The sequence below is a fragment of the Streptomyces murinus genome, assembly GCF_002154555.1.
In the GTDB taxonomy this organism is placed as follows: Bacteria; Actinomycetota; Actinomycetes; order Streptomycetales; family Streptomycetaceae; genus Streptomyces; species Streptomyces murinus.
This window is the reverse complement of the sequence record NZ_MUNF01000345.1, coordinates 1-18,262: the sequence shown is the minus strand read 5'-3', so window position 1 is coordinate 18,262 and position 18,262 is coordinate 1. Positions and strand designations below refer to the sequence as shown.

The 18,262-nt window shown below is 70.1% G+C and carries 15 protein-coding genes and 1 pseudogene; 7 read left to right on the top strand and 9 right to left on the bottom strand.

Annotation, left to right across the window (positions count from 1 at the left end; genetic code table 11):
• Both CCN72_RS21150 and CCN72_RS21145 read left to right on the top strand, forming a co-directional pair.
• Positions 1-325 (top strand): annotated as a pseudogene (locus CCN72_RS21150) (TetR/AcrR family transcriptional regulator); the annotation flags it as partial.
• A gap of 638 nt (positions 326-963) precedes the next feature.
• Positions 964-1,368 carry a TraR/DksA family transcriptional regulator gene (locus CCN72_RS21145; RefSeq protein WP_086808873.1) on the top strand — a complete coding sequence of 135 codons (405 nt, stop codon included), beginning with the start codon at positions 964-966 and terminating at the stop codon, positions 1,366-1,368.
• A gap of 98 nt (positions 1,369-1,466) precedes the next feature.
• Here the strand turns inward: CCN72_RS21145 and CCN72_RS21140 are convergent, their stop codons facing one another.
• On the bottom strand, positions 1,467-1,910 hold the full coding sequence (locus CCN72_RS21140) for a hypothetical protein (protein ID WP_143664155.1): 444 nt from the start codon (positions 1,908-1,910) through the stop codon (positions 1,467-1,469).
• 418 nt (positions 1,911-2,328) lie between these two features.
• Here CCN72_RS21140 and CCN72_RS21135 point away from each other — a divergent pair, with 418 nt between their 5' ends.
• Positions 2,329-3,618 (top strand): alpha/beta hydrolase family protein, encoded by a 1,290-nt coding sequence (locus CCN72_RS21135; RefSeq protein WP_244174353.1) that lies wholly within the window; start codon positions 2,329-2,331, stop codon positions 3,616-3,618.
• A gap of 69 nt (positions 3,619-3,687) precedes the next feature.
• Here CCN72_RS21135 and CCN72_RS21130 read toward each other — a convergent pair whose 3' ends face one another.
• Positions 3,688-3,900, bottom strand: coding sequence for a hypothetical protein (locus CCN72_RS21130; RefSeq protein ID WP_244174351.1), 213 nt, complete (start codon positions 3,898-3,900; stop codon positions 3,688-3,690).
• 452 nt (positions 3,901-4,352) lie between these two features.
• Here CCN72_RS21130 and CCN72_RS21125 point away from each other — a divergent pair, with 452 nt between their 5' ends.
• The gene (locus CCN72_RS21125) at positions 4,353-5,888 is read left to right on the top strand and encodes an AMP-binding protein (protein WP_086808870.1); all 1,536 of its coding nucleotides are present in this window, start codon (positions 4,353-4,355) and stop codon (positions 5,886-5,888) included.
• Between the two features lie 163 nt (positions 5,889-6,051).
• Here the strand turns inward: CCN72_RS21125 and CCN72_RS21120 are convergent, their stop codons facing one another.
• The 3 genes from CCN72_RS21120 to CCN72_RS21110 all read right to left on the bottom strand — a co-directional run bounded on the left by CCN72_RS21120 (position 6,052) and on the right by CCN72_RS21110 (position 8,107).
• Positions 6,052-6,273: a hypothetical protein gene (locus CCN72_RS21120; protein ID WP_143664154.1), complete on the bottom strand. Its 222-nt coding sequence runs from the start codon at positions 6,271-6,273 to the stop codon at positions 6,052-6,054.
• Positions 6,274-6,349: 76 nt separating this feature from the next.
• Positions 6,350-7,165, bottom strand: a complete 816-nt coding sequence (locus CCN72_RS21115) for a class I SAM-dependent methyltransferase (protein WP_167408702.1) — start codon at positions 7,163-7,165, stop codon at positions 6,350-6,352.
• 405 nt (positions 7,166-7,570) lie between these two features.
• Entirely contained in the window at positions 7,571-8,107 is a 537-nt protein-coding gene (locus tag CCN72_RS21110; protein WP_086808868.1) for a DUF4232 domain-containing protein, read from the bottom strand.
• Between the two features lie 276 nt (positions 8,108-8,383).
• On the opposite strand from CCN72_RS21110, the gene CCN72_RS21105 reads away from it, so the two are divergent.
• Together CCN72_RS21105 and CCN72_RS21095 are read left to right on the top strand one after the other, a co-directional pair.
• The gene (locus CCN72_RS21105; protein ID WP_085563718.1) at positions 8,384-8,959 is read left to right on the top strand and encodes a GNAT family N-acetyltransferase; all 576 of its coding nucleotides are present in this window, start codon (positions 8,384-8,386) and stop codon (positions 8,957-8,959) included.
• A gap of 509 nt (positions 8,960-9,468) precedes the next feature.
• Positions 9,469-10,941 (top strand): glycoside hydrolase family 76 protein, encoded by a 1,473-nt coding sequence (locus CCN72_RS21095; RefSeq protein ID WP_425276161.1) that lies wholly within the window; start codon positions 9,469-9,471, stop codon positions 10,939-10,941.
• 162 nt (positions 10,942-11,103) lie between these two features.
• Here CCN72_RS21095 and CCN72_RS21090 read toward each other — a convergent pair whose 3' ends face one another.
• The 4 genes from CCN72_RS21090 to CCN72_RS21075 all read right to left on the bottom strand — a co-directional run bounded on the left by CCN72_RS21090 (position 11,104) and on the right by CCN72_RS21075 (position 16,949).
• On the bottom strand, positions 11,104-12,879 hold the full coding sequence (locus CCN72_RS21090) for an ABC transporter ATP-binding protein (RefSeq protein ID WP_086808865.1): 1,776 nt from the start codon (positions 12,877-12,879) through the stop codon (positions 11,104-11,106).
• Positions 12,876-15,458, bottom strand: a complete 2,583-nt coding sequence (locus CCN72_RS21085) for an ABC transporter ATP-binding protein/permease (RefSeq protein ID WP_167408701.1) — start codon at positions 15,456-15,458, stop codon at positions 12,876-12,878. Before CCN72_RS21085 ends, CCN72_RS21090 begins: the two co-directional genes overlap by 4 nt.
• A complete protein-coding gene (locus tag CCN72_RS21080; RefSeq protein WP_086808864.1) occupies positions 15,458-16,144 on the bottom strand; it encodes a TetR family transcriptional regulator in 687 nt (228 codons plus the stop codon). The genes CCN72_RS21085 and CCN72_RS21080 overlap by 1 nt, the downstream gene beginning before the upstream one ends.
• Positions 16,145-16,376: 232 nt before the next feature.
• The gene (locus CCN72_RS21075; RefSeq protein ID WP_202441935.1) at positions 16,377-16,949 is read right to left on the bottom strand and encodes a hypothetical protein; all 573 of its coding nucleotides are present in this window, start codon (positions 16,947-16,949) and stop codon (positions 16,377-16,379) included.
• Between the two features lie 566 nt (positions 16,950-17,515).
• Between CCN72_RS21075 and CCN72_RS21070 the strand changes: the two genes are divergently transcribed.
• On the top strand, positions 17,516-18,262 hold a 747-nt coding region (locus tag CCN72_RS21070; RefSeq protein ID WP_158101380.1), incomplete at its 3' end, for an MFS transporter.

Below are 18,262 nucleotides of genomic sequence, written 5' to 3'. Positions count from 1 at the left end.
CCTCGGCATCCTGCGCGGGGCGGGCTTCGACGACGCGGACGCCGTCGGCGTGTACCACGCCTTCATCGACCTGGCGCTGGCCTTCGCCGCCCTGGACGCGGGCGCGCTCGCCATCAAGGACGAGGTCAGGGAGGCGGACGAGGAGGTCTGGACCTCGACGTACGCCCGACTGCCTGCCGAGACCCATCCGCATATCGCCGCCACCGCGCACCTGCTGGCGGAGCGGATGAACCTCAGCGCCTATCCGGTCGTACTGGACACCCTGCTGGGCCAGGCCGAGGCGCGGCTGGCCGCCGCAGGAAGCCGGGGCACCGGGGGACAATGAGGCCCCACGCGGCCCGAGGCGTCGCGCGCTCCCCTTCCTCCGCTCGCCGCACACGGCCGGGAGAGCCCTGTGCGGCGAGCGGAGGCCCCTGGACCGACGAAGCCGTACCGGCAGGGTCGATCGTCAGGTCAGTGACGCAGGTGGGGCCGACCGCTGCCGTTCCTCTGACCGGGTACCCGGCCCGTCCCTACGCGGCGCCGGTCCCGGTGAACTGACGGCACCTCACCTGTTGGCCTGCCACGACGCACGCCACCGTGCTCACCCCAGTACAGGACGCTGCCGGCGGCCAGGGCGAAGCCGATTCCCGCGCCCACCAGAGCGCCGAAGACCTCCCCCGACGCGAAGCCGACCAGAGCTCCGGCCAGCAGTCCCACCAGCGAGGCGCGGGTGAAGTACCTGCGGATCCTCTCGTCCATGGAAATCACCGCCTTTCACAGGCCCCTCTGCCCCGCCGCGCGGCATCAAACCGACGATTCGTCACATCAGACGAGTACTCGCGGCGCCGACGGCGCCGAATCGCCTTCGGCTCGGGTCGACCATTGGAAAGCCGGACGGGCGGGCGTTCGGCTCAGGCGGCAGCGTGGGTGGCTTGGGGGAGGGGAGGGGAATCACGGACCGGCGATCGGCGTTGTCGAAGTGTGGGCGATTCATCCTCGTACGGGCGTGAAGCACGCGGCGCGGCCGGCGTCGCGGCGACCTACGCGCGCCTTGCGGCCGATCGTGCCGAAACGCTCACCCGGGCGGCCGCGCTGAGCCGGGAATTCGACGGGATCGTCGCGGCGAACGCCTTGGTCGCCGTCGATGACGAACATGACCCCGAGGGAGGCAGCACCGCTTTCGAGCGGGCCCACGTGGCCGCTCTGCTGGCGCGTGCGCGCGAGCACCTGGAAGAACTCGACCAGGCGCTGGAACGAGTCGAGCGCGGGCAGTACGGGAAGTGCATGGGCTGCGGCGGAACGATACCTCCCGAACGACTGGAGATCCGTCCGGCGACCGCCCTGTGTGTGCGGTGCGCCCGGTCGGACCCGCGCCGTTCCCCCTAGACACGGGTACGTCAACCGGCTGTGGCCGCGCGGTACGCCGCAACCGCCGGTGAGAGCACGGTCTGCACACCGGACCTCGGCTTCCTCGCGACCATCTTCTACACCATGATGATCACGTCGCCCTCGCGGACGAACCCCGTCTCGGTGATGAACGGGTCCGTATCACCGGAGAAGGTCGACGCGACCCGAAGCACCAGGCTGTCGTCCGCCCTTTCATCGGCACGCGTCACGGACACGGTGTTGCGCGTGCGGCTGCCGTCGACGAGCGTGTCGGTGTAGGCGGTGCAGCGCTGTGCGACGCCGCGGACGGCGGCCATGACCGCGGCCGCCCGGCCGGGTGCGTACCGGTCGAGGGACTCCTGACCGAACCAGCCGTAGTCGATCTGCTCCGTCATCAGCTTGAGGCCATGCGGAAGCCGGGCCTGAGTCAGCAGGCCGTCACGCAACCGGTCCCGCAGCGGCACCGAGGCGGCCGGCGGGCGTACCGACGAGCCGGCCGAACAAGCCGAGGTGGCAAGGACCGCTGCGATGGCCGCGGCCACCGCGACATGGTGTGCGCGCACAGTTCTGTTCCCCCTCAGATCCATGGGCGGCCTACCTTCTCACGTGACGGTTGTGACCCCCGCACCGCGTCCGGCCGCTACTTCCGATCTCACGCCGAAGCCTGCGCCTGAACGCGCTGCGGCGCGGGATGGCGTACACCGTCCCCCCGCCCGGCGACCGCCCCCCTCCTGCTCTGAAGCATCGGGACGACTCCGGTCCTCGTAGCTGGGCCGATCGTGGGGCGGTCGGCATCCGTGGAGGGAACCCCCGGGTGCGGCGCGGCGGGCACCGGTGCGGATGCTCCTACTGTCGGCTGGTGTGACACATGAAACGAACAGCCCGGCAACCGGCACCGCAAGGCGAAGCCTCCTGACCGCCGGCGCCGGAGCCGTCCTCGCCACGGGGTGCAGTCGTCTGGTGTCCGCCTCGGACCGCCAGGGAGGCCCGCCGACCTCCGGTACCACGCAGGGCGCGGATCTGACGCCCGGAGCGATGACGCTCTTCGACGACCCGTCGTACAACTTCAACGGGCTCCTCGCCCTCGGCGCGTCCGGCGCGGGCGCGGCCGAGGTCGGAGAGGTGCTCACCGCCGTCAACATGATCAACAAGGCGGGCCTGTCCGCCCAGTCGTACGTCACGACGTTCAGCCGGCTGGGCGACCGGCTCATGGCGGCGCCTGCGGGCGGCGAACCGGACGGCCGGACCACGCGCTTCCGGGCCCTGCGTGCGGCGCAGTACTACGGCCAGGCCCTCTTCTTCGTCCTCGGCTCCGACACCCCCGGCGACGAGGAGCGGCTCTACAAGGCGGGACGCGCCGCCTGGGACAAATTCTGCTCGCTGTGCGAACCGCCACCGGTGACGGACCGCGTCCCGTACGGGAACACCCCACTGCCGGTGTGGTTCTTCCGGCCCGACGGGTCCGGCGAACGGCGGCCCACGGTCATCCTCACCAACGGCAGCGACGGGCAGAACGTCGACATGTGGACGTACGGGGTGCCCGCGGCGCTGGACCGGGGCTGGAACGCGCTCGTTTACGACGGCCCCGGACAGGGGCAGCTGCTGTTCGTGGACCAGGTGACGTTCACGCCCACCTGGGAGAAGGTCGTCGCTCCGCTGATCGACTGGCTGTCCCGGCGGCAGGACGTGGACACCCGGAAGATCGCGCTCACCGGGCTGAGCATGGCCGGAGACCTGGTGCCCCGGGCGGCCGCGTTCGAGCCACGGCTCGCCGCCGCCGTCGCGATGCCCGGCTGCGTGGAACCCTGGCGGGGCTTTCCCCCGGAGATCCGGCAGATCCTGCGGCCGGGCAAGGCGGAGACCAACGAGATCTGGAACAAGGAGGTCGTCCCGAACCTGCCCGAGGCCGACGCGGCGACGATGAAGAAGCGCTTCGAGCCGTTCTCCGTCCCGGCGATGCTCGCCGCCCGGCAGGGGAAGATCTTCACGGACTTCTACACACCGGCCCGAGCCGTCCAGGCGCTCACCATCACGGACGTGGTGAGCAGGATCAAGACGCCGATGCTGGTCCTCGACTACGAGGGCGAGCAGTTCTATCCCGGCCAGCCCCGCGAACTGTACGACAAGCTGACCTCCCCCAAGGACTACGTGAAACTCACCGCCGCCGAGGGCGCCCAACTGCACTGCTCGCCCATGGCTCCCCAGCTCCACTGCGAGGTGGTCTTCGACTGGCTCCAGGAGACGCTCTGAGACGACACACCCCGCGCCCCTCCACCACGCCGGAGCTGGTCGAATGGACGGCGATGAGCCGCGGGTGTCTCAATCCTTGACGAGCGGCGCGTATGCGTGGTCCTCGGGCGGAAAGGCGAGAACGAAGCTCTCTCCCACTCCGACAGCCACCTCACGCAAGCGGGCCAGAACCTCGGCCTGGTCCGGCAGATCGAGGCCGAGGGCTGCGGCGGCACGGTCTCTTCGGGTCACGAGGTCCGGCATGTCCTCCAGGTAGTCGGCCGCGAGCCCACGACTCTCCACTTGCGTGAACGTTCGGCAGTCACGCCACCACGGAGCGACCACCAGCAGCCGCAAGAGCTCGGGCAGGCCGACCGCGACCAGAGCCGCCCCCCTTCGGAAGGCGCACCATACGGCTCACCGCTTCGCCGCTGTCGCCCGCTATGGCCGACACCCGCCCCCGCCCGTGAGGTGACCGAAAACTGCCCCTGACCAGGCTCTATGTGGCACGCGCGAGGCAGTGGCCGATTGTCGCGCCGATCGGCGGCCCGAATTTCGTGCTGATCGGCGTAACGCCCTAGAGTCGTCACATGGTTGGCCCAGGCAACCTTTATTGCGGGGTCTGTCGCCATCCCGCGTGGAGTGACGCCCACGCGACGAGGTCATGAGGCGCACGTCTCCTGTCCACCCCCCACAGCTGAACAACCATCAGGTCGGCCCGCGCACCCCTGCGTTCCGGCTCAGGAGGATCACACATGTCCGATGTCGCCCCACGTTTCCGCAACCATGTGGAGCACATCCTCGACGCCCTGCGGGAGAACCCGGACCGCGAGGCGCTGGTGTACGGCGAACAGCGGGTCACCGCAGGCGAGTTCCACAGCCTGGTGCACCGGATGGCGTGGGCCATGCAGGCCCAGGGCATCGAACGCGGCCAGACGGTGACGCTGCTCAGCGGCAATATGCCGGAGGCCCTGGCCGTGCGATATGCGGCCAATCTGATCGGCGCCCGCGTCAACCACCTGTACAGCAAGCTCGCCGCCGACGTACAGGCCGCGATCGTCCGCGACGTGGAGAGCCGCGCACTTGTCGTCGATCCGCGGATGACCGACCGCGCCGCCGACATCACCCGGTCGATACCGGTCAAGTCGGTACTGGTGCTCGGCCCGACCGAAACGGGCGAGGACCTGCTGGCACTCAGCGCCGCCCAGCCCGACGAGCCCTTCGCGAGCCAGGCGCAACCGGACGACATTTGCGCCATCCGGCACACGGGCGGCACCACCGGCCACCCGAAGGGCATCTGCACCACCTACCAGCAGGTGCACGCGCAGCGCTCCGCACGCCCGCTCGACGAGACCGCCGCCCTGACGCACCGCCAGCTCGTCGCCACCACCATGGCCCACGTCGCCGGCATGCTCATGGACGCCGTGCTGGAGTACGGCGGCGCCGTGGTCCTGCTCGACGACTTCGAGCCGGAGCAGGTGCTCGACACCATCGAGCGCGAGCGCATCACCCACCTGTGGCTACTGCCGCCCCTGCTCTACCAGTTGCTCGACCACCCGCGCATGGAGCACACCGACACCTCCACACTGCGTCAGGTCCTCTACGGCGGCTGCCAGGCATCCCCGGCACGACTGACCGATGCGGTACGCCGCCTCGGCCCCGTACTGGTCCAGGGGTACGGGCAGAACGAGGCGGGCCTGGTCAGCATCCTGTCCGCGGACGATCACACCCACCCCGAGCGGCTGCGCAGTGCCGGAAGAATCCTGGACGGCGTCGAGGTCGAGATCCGGGACGAGGACGGCAACGTGCTCCCCGACGGTGAACACGGCGAGATCGTGGTGCGCTCGGACATGGTCATGGAGGGCTACTGGAAGCAACCGCGGCTCACCGCGGAGATCCTCCGGGACGGCTGGCTGCACACCGGCGACATCGGATTCCGGGATGCCGACGGCTACTTGACCGTCGTCGACCGGCTGAAGGACATGATCGTGGTGGTCGGCGGCCATGTGTACACCACCGAACTGGAGGACCTGCTCAACAGCCACCCGCAGGTCGAGCAGAGCGCCGTCTTCGGTGTCCGTGACGAGGACCGCACGGAACGCGTCCACGCCGCCGTGCTGCTCGCCCCCGGCGCCACCCTCGACGCGGACGAACTGCGTGCCTTCGTACGCGCCGAACGCGGGGCGATGTACGAGCCGGCCGGCATCACCTTCCCCACCGAACTGCCCCTCACCGACGTGGGCAAGCCCGACAAGAAGGAACTGCGCCGCCGGGCCACGGCCCGGCCGTGAGTCCGCGCGGCACGGCCGACGGCCCGTCACCGCCGTACCACCGGGCCCGGCCCGGAAGCCGGATCGAGTAGGTACGACGGGGAGCCATGAGATGTCGGATGCCCCGGAGTGAGTTCTCCGGGGCATCCGCGGGTGGACCGACCCGACGGTCCGTGTGGCGCGGTCAGTCCATGGTGTCGACGGTGTAGTCGCCGAGGAGATCGGTGTCGACGTCGACGGCGGTGGAACCGGCGTTGTACAGGTCGACCTCGCCGTCCGTGCCCACCTTGACCAGCGCGGCACCGGCCGCGGGATGTCCACTGGTGTAGTCGGCCGAGTGCACATCCGGCCGGGTGGTGCCGTCGGCGTACGCGACGAGGTAGCCGCTGCCGGTCGGCGAAGGCACCGTGAGAGTGAGGTCGACCGCGCTCACCCCGCTCGCCGGTACCCCATGGGCATCGGTGACTTTGTGTGCGGACGTTCTACCGGCGGACCGCCGAGATCAGTCCGCCCGGCCCCTCTTCGTGCTGCGGCGGCGTACCGATGGGGCGGCCGTAGGCGACGGCGCGCTCGCGCAGGGTGTGGCTGTCGGCCTCCCAGCCGTGCCCGGCCAGCCAGCCCACCGGGTCGTCGGGCATCTCCGACACCCACATGGACGCCGCCGATCCCGGCGTGGCGTCCGCGCCGAAGCGCTCGATCACACCACGCGAGCCCAAGGTCAGCCCCATCCGGCTGCCTGCCGCCGACTGCGCGCTGATCCGGGCCAGTAGCAACTCCACCGCGTCCTCGGGCAGATAGATCAGCAGTCCTTCGGCGATCCACACGGTCGGCACCGTCGGGTCGTGCCCCGCGGCGGCCAGCGCGCCGGGCCAGTCCTCACGCAGATCCACCGGGACGGCGATCCGCTCGCAGCGCGCGACGGCCCGCTCCTGGCGCAGCACCGCAGCCTTGAAGTCCAGTGGCTCGGCGGTGTCGACCTCGAACAGCCGGGTGCCCGCGGGCCAGTCCATCCGAAAGGCCCGGCTGTCCATGCCGGCGCCGAGCAGCACGACCTGCCGGATCCCGGACGCGGAGGCCTGCCGCAACAGATCGTCGAGGAACTTCGTCCTGATGACGATGGAGAACGCCACGCCCAGCCGACGGCGTCGCGCGGCCTCGTCACCGGGAAGTGTCGGCGAGGAGGGCCCCAGACCGCCGGCCGTGGCGAAAGCCTGTGCGAGCGGGTCGCGGAACAGCGCGTTCTCCCGCTCGGTCTCCAGCGCCCGCACCCTGGCCACCCCGACCGCCGTGGCCCACACTCCCGACGGCTGCACCCGCTCATGCTCCCGCTCATCAGTCACCACGCCAGCCTATGGGCTGCCCCGGAGGTATCCCCGCGAGGGGCAGCCCCGGCACGGGGCCCGGGGTGGTGCGCCGAGTGAAGGCCCACAGCGCGAGCCTGAGGCAGGTACGGTGCAGACCGTCGGAGAGGTACTGAGATCGCTCAAGGATCGACGAGAGGGGACAGGCGTCGGTGACGGTCAGACGGGCCGCGAGCGCCAGTTGGCCGACGTCGGCGCGAGGTCGCAGCGGTCTGGCCTGGTGGCAGCCGGTGGCGCGGCCTTCTCCTGGTACCCGGACGGGCGGCCGACTGCCGGGGGTGAGTACGGGAACGCATAGCCCGGGGCGCGGGACGCCCCGGGCTTTTGGGTTTCCGCTGCCAGTTACAGTCCGACCGGGTTGATGTAGGTGCCCGGGTGCGTGGCGCCGTCCTGCTTGAGGATCTGACCGCCGAACGGCCACTTCAGGGTGAAGTGCGTCGTCTCGTTCGGCGGCGTGACGAGGAACTTCGCCGGGACGAACTTCTCCTTCTGCGCCGTGGACTTGGCCACGGGAAGCAGCGTGATGCTGAAGTCGACCGTGCTGCCCTGCTGGAGGGTCACCTTCGGGGGCTTCTTGGCGGAGCGCACCAGGGACCAGGTGCCGTCGGTCTTCTGGGCGCCGACCATGTCGACACCGGCGAAGCCCGCCAGGGTGCAGGCGTGCTTGCTCTTGTTGGTGAACCAGATGAACGCCTGGGTCTGCTTCTTGGTCTGCCCCATCTCCGGCTTGGCGTCGCCCCCCGTGGCGAAGCCGGCCTTCAGATCGGCGGTGTGGCAGCGGCTCGGCGCGGCGGGGGCGGCCGAGGCCGGGACGGCGGCAGCGGCGGTGCCGGCGACGACGACGGCTGCCAGGGTCACGGCGGTCAGCTTGTGCTTCATGAAGATTCGGTCCCCTTCGACTTCGAATCGGCGCGCGAGGTCAGTGCGCGCCTGCACACCTGTAGATGCACGAAGTCCCGGGAAGGTTCGGTGGAGGAGGACAGTCCTTCACGGCCGAGGGGCCCTCTTCGCGCCACCGTGCGGGCGGCGATCCGGTCCTTGCGCCCGCTGCCATCGACTGATGAGCGGACGCGTCTGTCGGCCCGCCGTGAAAACCCGTTGCGAGTGACCCGCGTCGGATGTCTGATTGGTCGGCCACCGACCGGGGAGGGAAACATGAGGGCGTTGCTGCCGACCCCCTCGTTGCACACCGCTCGTCTTCGGCTTCGTGCTTTCGAAGACGCGGATGTGGACGATCTCTTCGCACTGCAGAGCAGCGCCCACATCCTGCGCTACTGGGACTCGCCACCATGGACCGCACGCTCGCGCGCCGAGAAGTTCATCACTGCTTGCCGGCGGATGGAACAGGAGGGCACGGGGGCGCGGTTGGCCGTCGATCGTGTCTCCGACGGGGCCTTCATCGGCTGGTGCACCCTGAACAGCTGGAATCCGGACTTCCGCAGCGCGTCGCTCGGCTACTGCTACGACGACGCGGCCTGGGGCCAGGGCTACGCGACCGAGGCAGCGCGTGCCCTGCTGGGCTGGGCGTTCGACACGCTGGACCTCAATCGCGTCCAGGCCGAGGCCGATACCCGCAACACCGCTTCCGCCCGCGTGCTGGAGAAGCTCGGCTTCGTACGCGAGGGGACGTTGCGGGAGGACTGCGTCGTCAACGGCGACGTCTCCGACTCGTGGGTCTACGGGCTGCTCAGACGGGAATGGCAGCCATCGCCCGATCCGGTCGCCTGCTGAGTTCCGCGTCCCGAAGTGGACGTCCGGAGGGCCCTTCCCCGGCTCTGGGCCTATCGCGGACAGAGCCGGCCGTGGAGTGGTCCGAGCGGTCGACGGCGAGCATCACCAGATCCTTGAACGCCCGACACTTCCGCATGGTGTCCGACCCGAGCCATCTGGCGAGCTTGAAGTCTGCGACTCGTGTGTGACATCCCGTGAGTTCCTCCGAGCCCCGCTGACGACCTCATCGAGCCGATCGCGGCGGCCGGGGCCGTGAAGAGGCCGAAGAAGGCAGCCGCTGGTGGCTCGGTGCCCGACTCGGAGCGGCTCGGCGGACTGCGTCCCAAGCGTGCTCGCATCAGAGGAGTTGATCGGTCTTGACCACGACTGACCAGCTGGATCGCGCCGTCGCGGACCCGATCGGCCTGATCACAGACCTCGTCACCGATTCGCCCTATTGACATGTGCGTAACAATTCAATCGTCAATGTTCACCGGAGCGGGCATCGCCCCGCCCGACAGGAGGTCGACATGCCCCCGTTGAGGAATGGAATGGCGGCGACCGGGCTGTCGCTCGTCGTCGCCCTGCTCACCGCGACTCCCGCGGCCGCCATCGGAGGTCCCCGTGCGGGCGCCGACGCCCACATGGCCGCGGCGGCGATCTGCGACACGTACTGCGACGCGCGCGATCCCTCCGCCGCCACCTCGGACCGGATCCCGGCCGCCAGTTCCCTGTACGGCCGTACTGTCCGGCTTCACCTCTCCGACAACGATGTCATGGGCTGGGCGTCCATCGACGACGGAAACCCCGGCGACGAGGTGTGGCTGGACCGCAGTTTCGACGGCGGCAGGTCCTGGTCCTCCGGAAGTAAACTCGGCGACACCAAGACCCCGCAGGGATACCGTGGCTGGCGGACCCAGATGTACAACGTCGACGACTGGAACACGGCCGGAGTCGGGGCCCTGCGGGCGTGCGGAAAAGCCGGTGACCGGGCGGAGATCACCTGCACCTCCTGGGCCCGGGTCGACCGGAACGCCTGGAGCCGGGGGACCGCGGCGGCCACGGCACTGATGATGTCCTACGACCGTGGCACCGGGCTGTTCGGCGGCAACGGCTGGTGGACCGCCGCGAACGCGCTGACGGCCGTCATCGACAACGCCCGGGTCAGCGGCATGCCCAGCTACAAGTACGCCATCTCCACCACCTACGACAAGAATCTCGGGGCGCAGGGCGGCAACTTCACCAACGACTACCTCGACGACACCGGTTGGTGGGGGCTGGCCTGGGTCGCCGCGTACGACGCGACCGGCGACAGCCGGTACCTCAGCACCGCGCGCACCGACGCGGACCACATGAACGCCTATTGGACGGGCACTTGCGGGGGCGGGGTGCTGTGGAACGAGACCAAGACCTACAAGAACGCGATCACCAACGAGCTGTTCCTCCAGCTCAACGCGGCGCTCCACAACCGGATTCCGGGCGACACCGCCTACCTGGACCGCGCCCGGCAGGAATGGTCCTGGTTCCGGCAGAGCGGCATGATCAACCAGGATCACATGATCAACGACGGCCTCACCGACGCCTGCGCCAACAACGGACAGACCACGTGGACGTACAACCAGGGCGTCGTGCTCGGTGGCCTCACCGAGCTGTACAGGGCGACCGGCGACAACGGCCTCCTGGACACCGCCCGCCAACTGGCCGACGCCTCCACCGCGCGGCTCCAGACCGACGGTGTGCTCCGTGAACCCGGGGAGTCCGACGGCTGCACCGGGGACGGCCCTTCCTTCAAGGGCGCCTACGTACGCGGGCTCGGCAGACTGAACGCGCAGTTGTCCGGCCATCCCTACGCCGCGACGCTGACCCGGTGGGCGGACACGGCCTACGCCAAGGACCGCAACACTCTCGACCAGTACGGCCCGCACTGGAACGGCGGTTCGGGCATCACCGACTACGGGTGCCAGCAGAGCGTTCTCGATCTCCTCAACGCCGCGGGGCAGTAGCCCAGACGGGACCGAGGAGCCGTCGGCGGCGCCCCGGAAGGAGACTTCCGCGCGGGCGCCGCCAAACGGTTGACCGGGACCACCGCCGCCCCGTCACGGGCGCCGCGACGTCCGGGAACACCACCTGCGCGGTTGCCGTTTCGAGCGGCGGGGACCACCGGCCTAGGCCGGACGGGGCCGGAGTTCCGGCCGCGGTGCGCTCAGCCGCCAGGCGCCGGCGTTGTCCTGCTGCTGCCAGAAGTCGGCGAACCGGCCGCCCGTGGCGAGCAGCTCGTCGACCGGGCCGTCCTCGACGACACGGCCCTCTTCGAGGAAGACCACGCGGTCCGCGGTGCGGATGCTGGCGAGCCGGTGGGCGACGATCACCTTGGTGCGGGGGAGGGGGTCGGTGGTGAGGGCGGCCGTGACGGTGGCTTCGTTCTCGGAGTCCAGCGCGCTGGTCGCTTCATCGATCAGAAGGACGGGAGCAGGCTTGAGGAGCGCGCGGGCGATGGAGACGCGCTGGCGTTCGCCGCCGGAGAGCGTGGTGCCGGCCTCGCCGACCCGGCTCGCCCACCCGTCGGGCAGCCGACGGACGACGATGTCCGCGCGGGCGAGGCACGCGGCGCGCTCCACGGCGTCGTCGTCCGCTTCCGGGGCACCGGCCAGGATGTTGTCCCGTACGGTCCCGTCGAACAGGTAGGGGTCCTGGAAGACGGCACTGACGAGCGCGCGGCGGGACCGGGCGTCCAGGGTGGCGCAGTCGGCGCCGTCGATGAGGACACTGCCGGAGGCGGGCCGGTACAGGCCCGCGAGCAGAGCGAGAACGGTGCTCTTGCCGGATCCCGAGGGGCCGACGAGCGCGGTGGTCGTGCCAGGTTCGAGGACGAGGTCGAGGCCATCGAGCACCGGCCGCGTGCCCGTGCCGTCGTAACCGAAGGTGACTTTGCGCAGTTCGATCCTGGGAGGTGCGGCCGGGGTGGCGTACCGAGTGCCCCGGGTGCCTGTGCTGTCGGCGGGGGCGTCGAGGACACTCCGGATCCGACGGAGCGTAGCGATGCAGCTCTCGACGCCGGGAGACAGCTCCGCGACCGTGGTGAACGGTTCGAGGTAGCGGACGACGACCACGATCAGGGCGACGGACTCGGGCGGGGTGAGCGTACCGCGCACGGTGAGGGTGACCGTGGTGCCCGCGAGCAGGAGCAGCGCGAGCTGACCGGCCAGGCCGAAGACGAGTTGTCCGGGGACCTGGAGGAGCAGCAGGCGCACCGAGGCGCCGTGCTGGGAGGCCAGCGCGGCCCCGGCGTGGCTGCGGGCGGGTTCGGCACGGCGGGCCGCTCGCAGTGCCTGCTGGGTCCGGGCGAACTCCATGATGCGTTCGGTCAGCGCGCTGTTGGTCGTGGCGGCCGCCCGGTCGGCGTCGCGTCCGAGTCGGCCGGAGGCCCAGAACGCGGCCAGGAGCACGGGTACTCCGGCCAGCGCGGCGAGCCCGAGCTGCCAGGAGACCGGTATGAGGGCCACGGAGATCGCGACGGGAAGCAAAATCCCGTTCAGCAGCGGGGTGACAAGGTAGATGACCAGCCCCACGAGATCGGGTCCGGTGGCGGCGATGGCCTGGCGGCTGGTGGCGACGTTCTCTGCGGTGAACCAGGTCAGACGGATGTCGGCGATGCGGTCCGCGACGGTGCGCTGGCCGGTGTCGAGAAGACCGAAGCCGAGGGCGAGCCCGCGGCGGGCCGCCGCGGCGTCGACGGCCCAGCCTGTCGTCGTGACGAGTGCGAGCGCCCCCAGCCACGGCCAGGCCCTGCCCGGTTCGTCGCCGAACAGCCCGGCGACCAGGGGGATGAGGAGCACCACGCCGACGGCGCGCAGGACGACGCCCAGGGTGGTCAGGGCCAGGTGGGCGGTGATCGTCCGCCGGCTGTCGGCGGGCAGCAGGGACAGCAGGGTGCGGATCATCGGGGTGCTCCCGTCTTGTCGATGTCCGCCGTCGCGGCATCCCAGAGTTGCCGGTACCTGCCGTCGTCGGCGAGCAGCTGGGCGTGCGTGCCGCTCTGCGCGATCCGCCCGTGGTCGAGCACCACGATCCGGTCCACGCCCGTGATGGTGTGCAGGCGGTGTGCGATGACCAGGACCGTCCGTCCGGCTGTCAGTTCGTTGAGCGCCTGCTGGACCAGGAACTCGGACTCGGGGTCGGCGAAGGCGGTGGCCTCGTCGAGCACGAGCACCGAGGTGTCCGCGAGGATCGCCCGGGCTATCGAGAGCCGCTGCCGCTCGCCGCCGGAGAGGGTGGCGTCGGGACCGAGAACCGTGTCGTAGCCGTCGGGCAGCCGGATGATCCGGTCGTGGATCCGGGCGGCGCGGGCCGCGGCCTCGATCTGTTCCTGACGGGCGTCGGGAACGGCCAGGGCTATGTTCTCCCGGACCGTGCCGTGCACGAGCTGCGTCCGCTGGAACACGAAGCCGACCCGGGAGTACAGCTCGTCCGCGGTCAGTTCGCGGATGTCCCGGCCGCCGGTTCGGATCGCGCCGTCGGTGACATCATGGAAACGGGCCAGCAGCGCGGCGAGCGTGGACTTCCCCGAACCGGAGGGGCCGACCAGGGCCGTCACGGTGCCCGGTTCGAGGGTGAGCGAGATGTCCTTGAGGACGGGGACGCCAGGACGGTAGGAGAACCCGACCTGATCGAACTCGACCCTGCCGGCGGGAACTCCTGGCGCCCTCTCCCGGCCTGCGTCCGTCTCCAACTCCCGCTCGTCGAGCGTCACTTGGATACGGCGTGCCGCGAGCAGCCCTTGGCGCAGGCCGGAGAGACCGTAGCCGATGCCCAGCAGGCGCGCGCCGAAGGTCGTTCCCAGCAGCAGGAAAGGCAGCAACGCGACCGGGTCCATATGTCCGGTGGTCACGAGCAAGGTGCCTGAAGCGCAGATGAGCAGCAGAAATGTCGCGGGCCGGGTGGCCAGATCGATGAAGGCCTTCTGTCCGCAGAGCGGTCGCTGCCAGGAGTCGAGGAACGCGATGTACTCGCCGAGGCGCGCACGGAAGCCGGAGGCGGCCGCACCCCCGAACACCCGGATGACCGGCTGCCCCTCCAGATAGGCGCCTGCCTCGACGTTCATACGATCCGCCCAGCGCATGGCCTCTTTGGTGCGGGGACCGGACTGCACCACCATGATGGCCATCGCCACGATGTACACCACCACGGGAACCAGCAGCAGGAGCGCGATGCGCCAGTCGACCACGAAGAGGTAGACGAGCACCGCGACCGGGGCGACCACCGCGGCCACCGCGTCGGGGACCGCGTGGGTGACCAGGTAGTGCAGCGCGAGGGTGTCGTCCTGCACGATCTGTTTGACCTGGCCGGAACCCCTGGTGTCGAACCAGCCCAGCGGCAGCCGGGCGAGTTTGGCCAGCAGCCGCTGCCGCAGGTTCCGGGCGAACCGGGCGTCGACCCAGTGCAGCCAGAGCAGCAGACCGGACGCCAGCAGCAGACCGGCACCCATCAGGACGGCGGCCCAGATCCCCAGAGCCCACAGGCGGTCCGTGTCCGTTCCCGAGGTGAGCCGTCGCGACAGCTCCACCATCAGTACGAACGGGGCGAGTTGGACGAAGGTGACGAGCACCTGAGCGACCCCGGCGGCGATCAAGACGGGGCGCAGCGGAGCGATGAGCCGGCTCCCGGCCTGTGCCCGCCAGGCGCCCCGGCGCGGCCCGGTCCCGGTGCCGGCCTGGAGGGTGTCCGTGACGGCATCGGCCGGTTCCCGGACGGACACGGGTTCCGCGGTGGCCGTACGCCGGTTGGAACCGAAGGCCCGCCCGTGGTACCAGTACGCCTGGGCGTGCGTCTCGGTGCGGGGGAAGCCGAACTCGTCGCGCAGCCGTGTGCGCAGGTGCTTGAGCGAACCGGACTCCGGCGTGACCCAGGCGTACCAGTCGGACCAGTCCCGGGCCGGGATCGCGGCGGCGAGCGACTCCGGCCCCCGGTGCGGCACCCAGTGGACGTTCATCCGGGGGTGCTCCCCGAGGGGAATGAGACGGTCCGTCTCCTGATGCTCCTCCAGGTAGAGCTCCACGGGCACTTCCGTGGGCAGCGCGTCGAGGATGCCGTTGATCGCCGGTACGGAAGCGGCGTCACCGACCAGCAGGTATCCGGCGGGCGGATCGGACGGCAGGTCGAAGCGGCTGGAACCCAGCGAGGTCACTCCCACCGTCGTTCCGGGTGTCGCCCGCCGCGCCCAGGCGGACGCCGGGCCGGGCGGTTCGTGGAGTACGAAGTCCACCGCGAACGCTCCGGTGGCGGGGTCGGCCTCGGACAACGTGTATCCGCGCTGATGCTCGGTCTCGGGGTCGTCCGGATCCGGCATCCAGAACCGCACATATGCCGCCGGGCCCACCACCACGTCCTCCAGCAGCGTGGGGGAGGTCATCCGGACGCGCAGGAAGTGCGGGGCGAGCAGTTCCGTTCCGGTGACCGTGGCCTCGTGGTCGCGTGCACCGTAGGCGCGCATGATCACCCCGCTGACGCCGCGTCTGGCCATCACTGTCCCTCTCCGGCGGCGAGCAGCGCCGCCCTGATCTCGTGCAAGGGGCGGCCGGGGGGCGCTGCCTCCACGAAGCCGCGGATCGCGGCTCCCAGCCACATCCGGACGTATTCGTCGGGGGCGATCGTCGGCAGGGCGCGGTGTGCCGCACCGAGGCGGGCGTCGGCCAGGAGTGCCTGTTCGACGCCCCGGCGCTGCGCGTCGAGTTCCTCGGCCCGCTCCCGCTGGGTCTCCTCGGTCGCCGTGTAGCCGATGACCACGGACGCGACGGCGGCCGACAGGACGATGCCCGCCTCGGTGGAGTACCCGCGCCGCGTCAGTGACTCCGCCGCCGTGGCGAGCAGCCGCCTGCCTCCTTCACCCCGCGGGAACAGGGTCTGCACATACCCGGTCAGGCCGGGATGCCGCAGCATGAACGCCCGCAACTGGAGTGCGATGGAGAGCAGATGAGGCACCGGACCGTCGGACAGGTCGTCGCGGAGGTCGAGTTCCGCCAGCAGGCTCTCGCCCACCAGCCGTTCCAGCCCCCACCGTCCGTCCACATGGCGGTACAGCGCGGCGGACGACACCCCCAGGCGCGCCGCCACGGCGTTCAAGCTCAGGTTCCGCAGCCCGAGTTCCCGTCCGACCCGGACGATGTCGGCCGGCTCGATCTGCCGTGGCCGGCCGCCGGTTCGTGCCATCGGGATGCTCCCGCCCCTTAAAGTTACCCCCACTAACTAAGGTTAGCCTAACCTTTCATGGGGCGGTGGGTAACCCCCTGGCGCCGTCGCAGGTGCCGGTGCAGTGACGGAACGTCACAAGTGGGGCCGGAGACATGGCGGACTGCTTCTCGGCAACGCGTGAGAAGGCGGCGCCGGGGACGGCCACGGCCCGGTCCGCTGCAGACCTCTCCGCCGAAGATCCGCCGTCGGCTCAGAGGAAGTTGTTCGGCCAGATCATGGTGCGCCACATGTGGGCCACGGGAGAGCTGTCGAAGCCCAGGCCCTCGGCGGGCTGGCGGAAGTGGCGGCCGACCACGTCCTCGAACTCCTCGAACTCGACATGGACATCGGGGTCGAAGGTGTACAGGTCATTGATGGTGACCATGCGCGCCGACATGTACCAGCGGTGCCGGCGGGCCTCGAGATAGGCGGCCCGGGTATGGGCGGGCGGCTGGTACTCGGCGCCGAAGAAGTCACTGTACGCCTCCGGGTAGCCGTAGCCCACGCTCTCGTCGGGGAAGTAACGCAGGATCTCGTGCTGGCGGATCGCCCAGGCCACTTCCTCGTCGACATACGGACCCACCAGTTGGGCGCCCCAGTGGCCGTGCTGGCTGCGCAGCAGGCCGGCGACCGAGATGTCGTGCAGCAGGCAGGCCAGCACCACTTTCTCGTCCGCCCCCTGCTGCCGTGCCTTGCGCGCGCTCTGCATCATGTGCCGCGTGGTGAAGGGATCGAGAGCGAGTCGGCGGCGGAAGAAGTCGGCGAGGGTGGGCCGTTCGGGCATGGCGGGAAGCGTGGGGTTGTCTCCCATCATGAACACCTGTCCCGACTCTCTTGAGGACAGCCACCTGTCGCCGGAGCGGTGACCATCGGTCCCCAGGGTCGCGGCGGCCGGCGGACAGATGACGCGGGCGTGCTTGTGCTGGCCGTGAGACACGTACTGCCTTTCTGACGGGTGCCACCGGATCGGGCACCGAGAGCTCGATCCCACCAGGAAGATCAACAGCAGAAGTTCCGAGTTCACCTGAATGGCGGAGCTTGCGACGGGAAACCCCCCGCTACGGTGAGCCCGGCGCACAACAGCTCGAAGTGTCGCGCCCCCGGCTGCGCGTACATGTGACAGCGGGCCGGCCGGATCCCGCCGAGGTGGCGGGCGGCGTCGGTGAAAGAAGGGAGTTCATCTATTTGACCGGCGATCCGGTTGGTTGAATGCTGGACGTCGTGACGCGCAGAAGGCGAGGAACCGCAGCAGCCGGGACGACCACTCCAGGGGAGCCTCGCGTCGAGGCTCAGGGAGACCTTGCGGAAGGGGCGGCGGGCTCCGGCCTGCCCACTCGTCTCCTCGTGCTCATGTCCGTCGGAGCGGGTATGTCGGCGGCCAACACGTACTACGTGCAGCCGCTGCTCGACACGCTCGGCCATGACTTCGGGGTCGGCAGTGGGATCGCCGGGCTGGTCACGACCTTCGCCCAGGTCGGCTACGTCCTGGGACTGGCCCTGATCGTGCCGCTGGGAGATCTGGTGGAGCGCCGCCGCCTGGTGACGATCACGACGGCGGCCACCGGGCTGGGGCTGCTGGGGATGGCCGCGGCACCGAACATCGCGGTGCTGATGGTGCTGGCGGCGATCGTGGGCTTCTGCACGGTGACGGCCCAGATCTTCGTCCCTTTCGCGGCCCATCTGGCGACCCCGATGAATCGCGGGCGCTCCGTGGGAATCGTCATGAGCGGGCTGCTGATCGGCATTCTGCTCGCCCGGACCGTGTCCGGCGTCATCGCCGGAGCCACGAGCTGGCGGGTCGTCTACCTGGTCGCCGCCGTGCTGACGTTCGCGCTGTCCGTGGCCTGCCGCATGGAGCTGCCGTCCTCGGCGCCGACCACCCGCACCGCCTATCACCGGTTGCTCGGATCGGTGGCCCGGATCTATCTGGACGAACCCGCGCTCCGCCGCCGCGGACTCTACGGGGCCCTCGTGTTCGCGTCGTTCAGCACCTTCTGGACCGCGATCGCCTTCCAGATGGCCGATCAATACCACTTCAGCCAGACCGTGATCGGGCTGTTCGGCTTGCTCGGCGTCGCCGGCGCCGGCTGTGCGCAG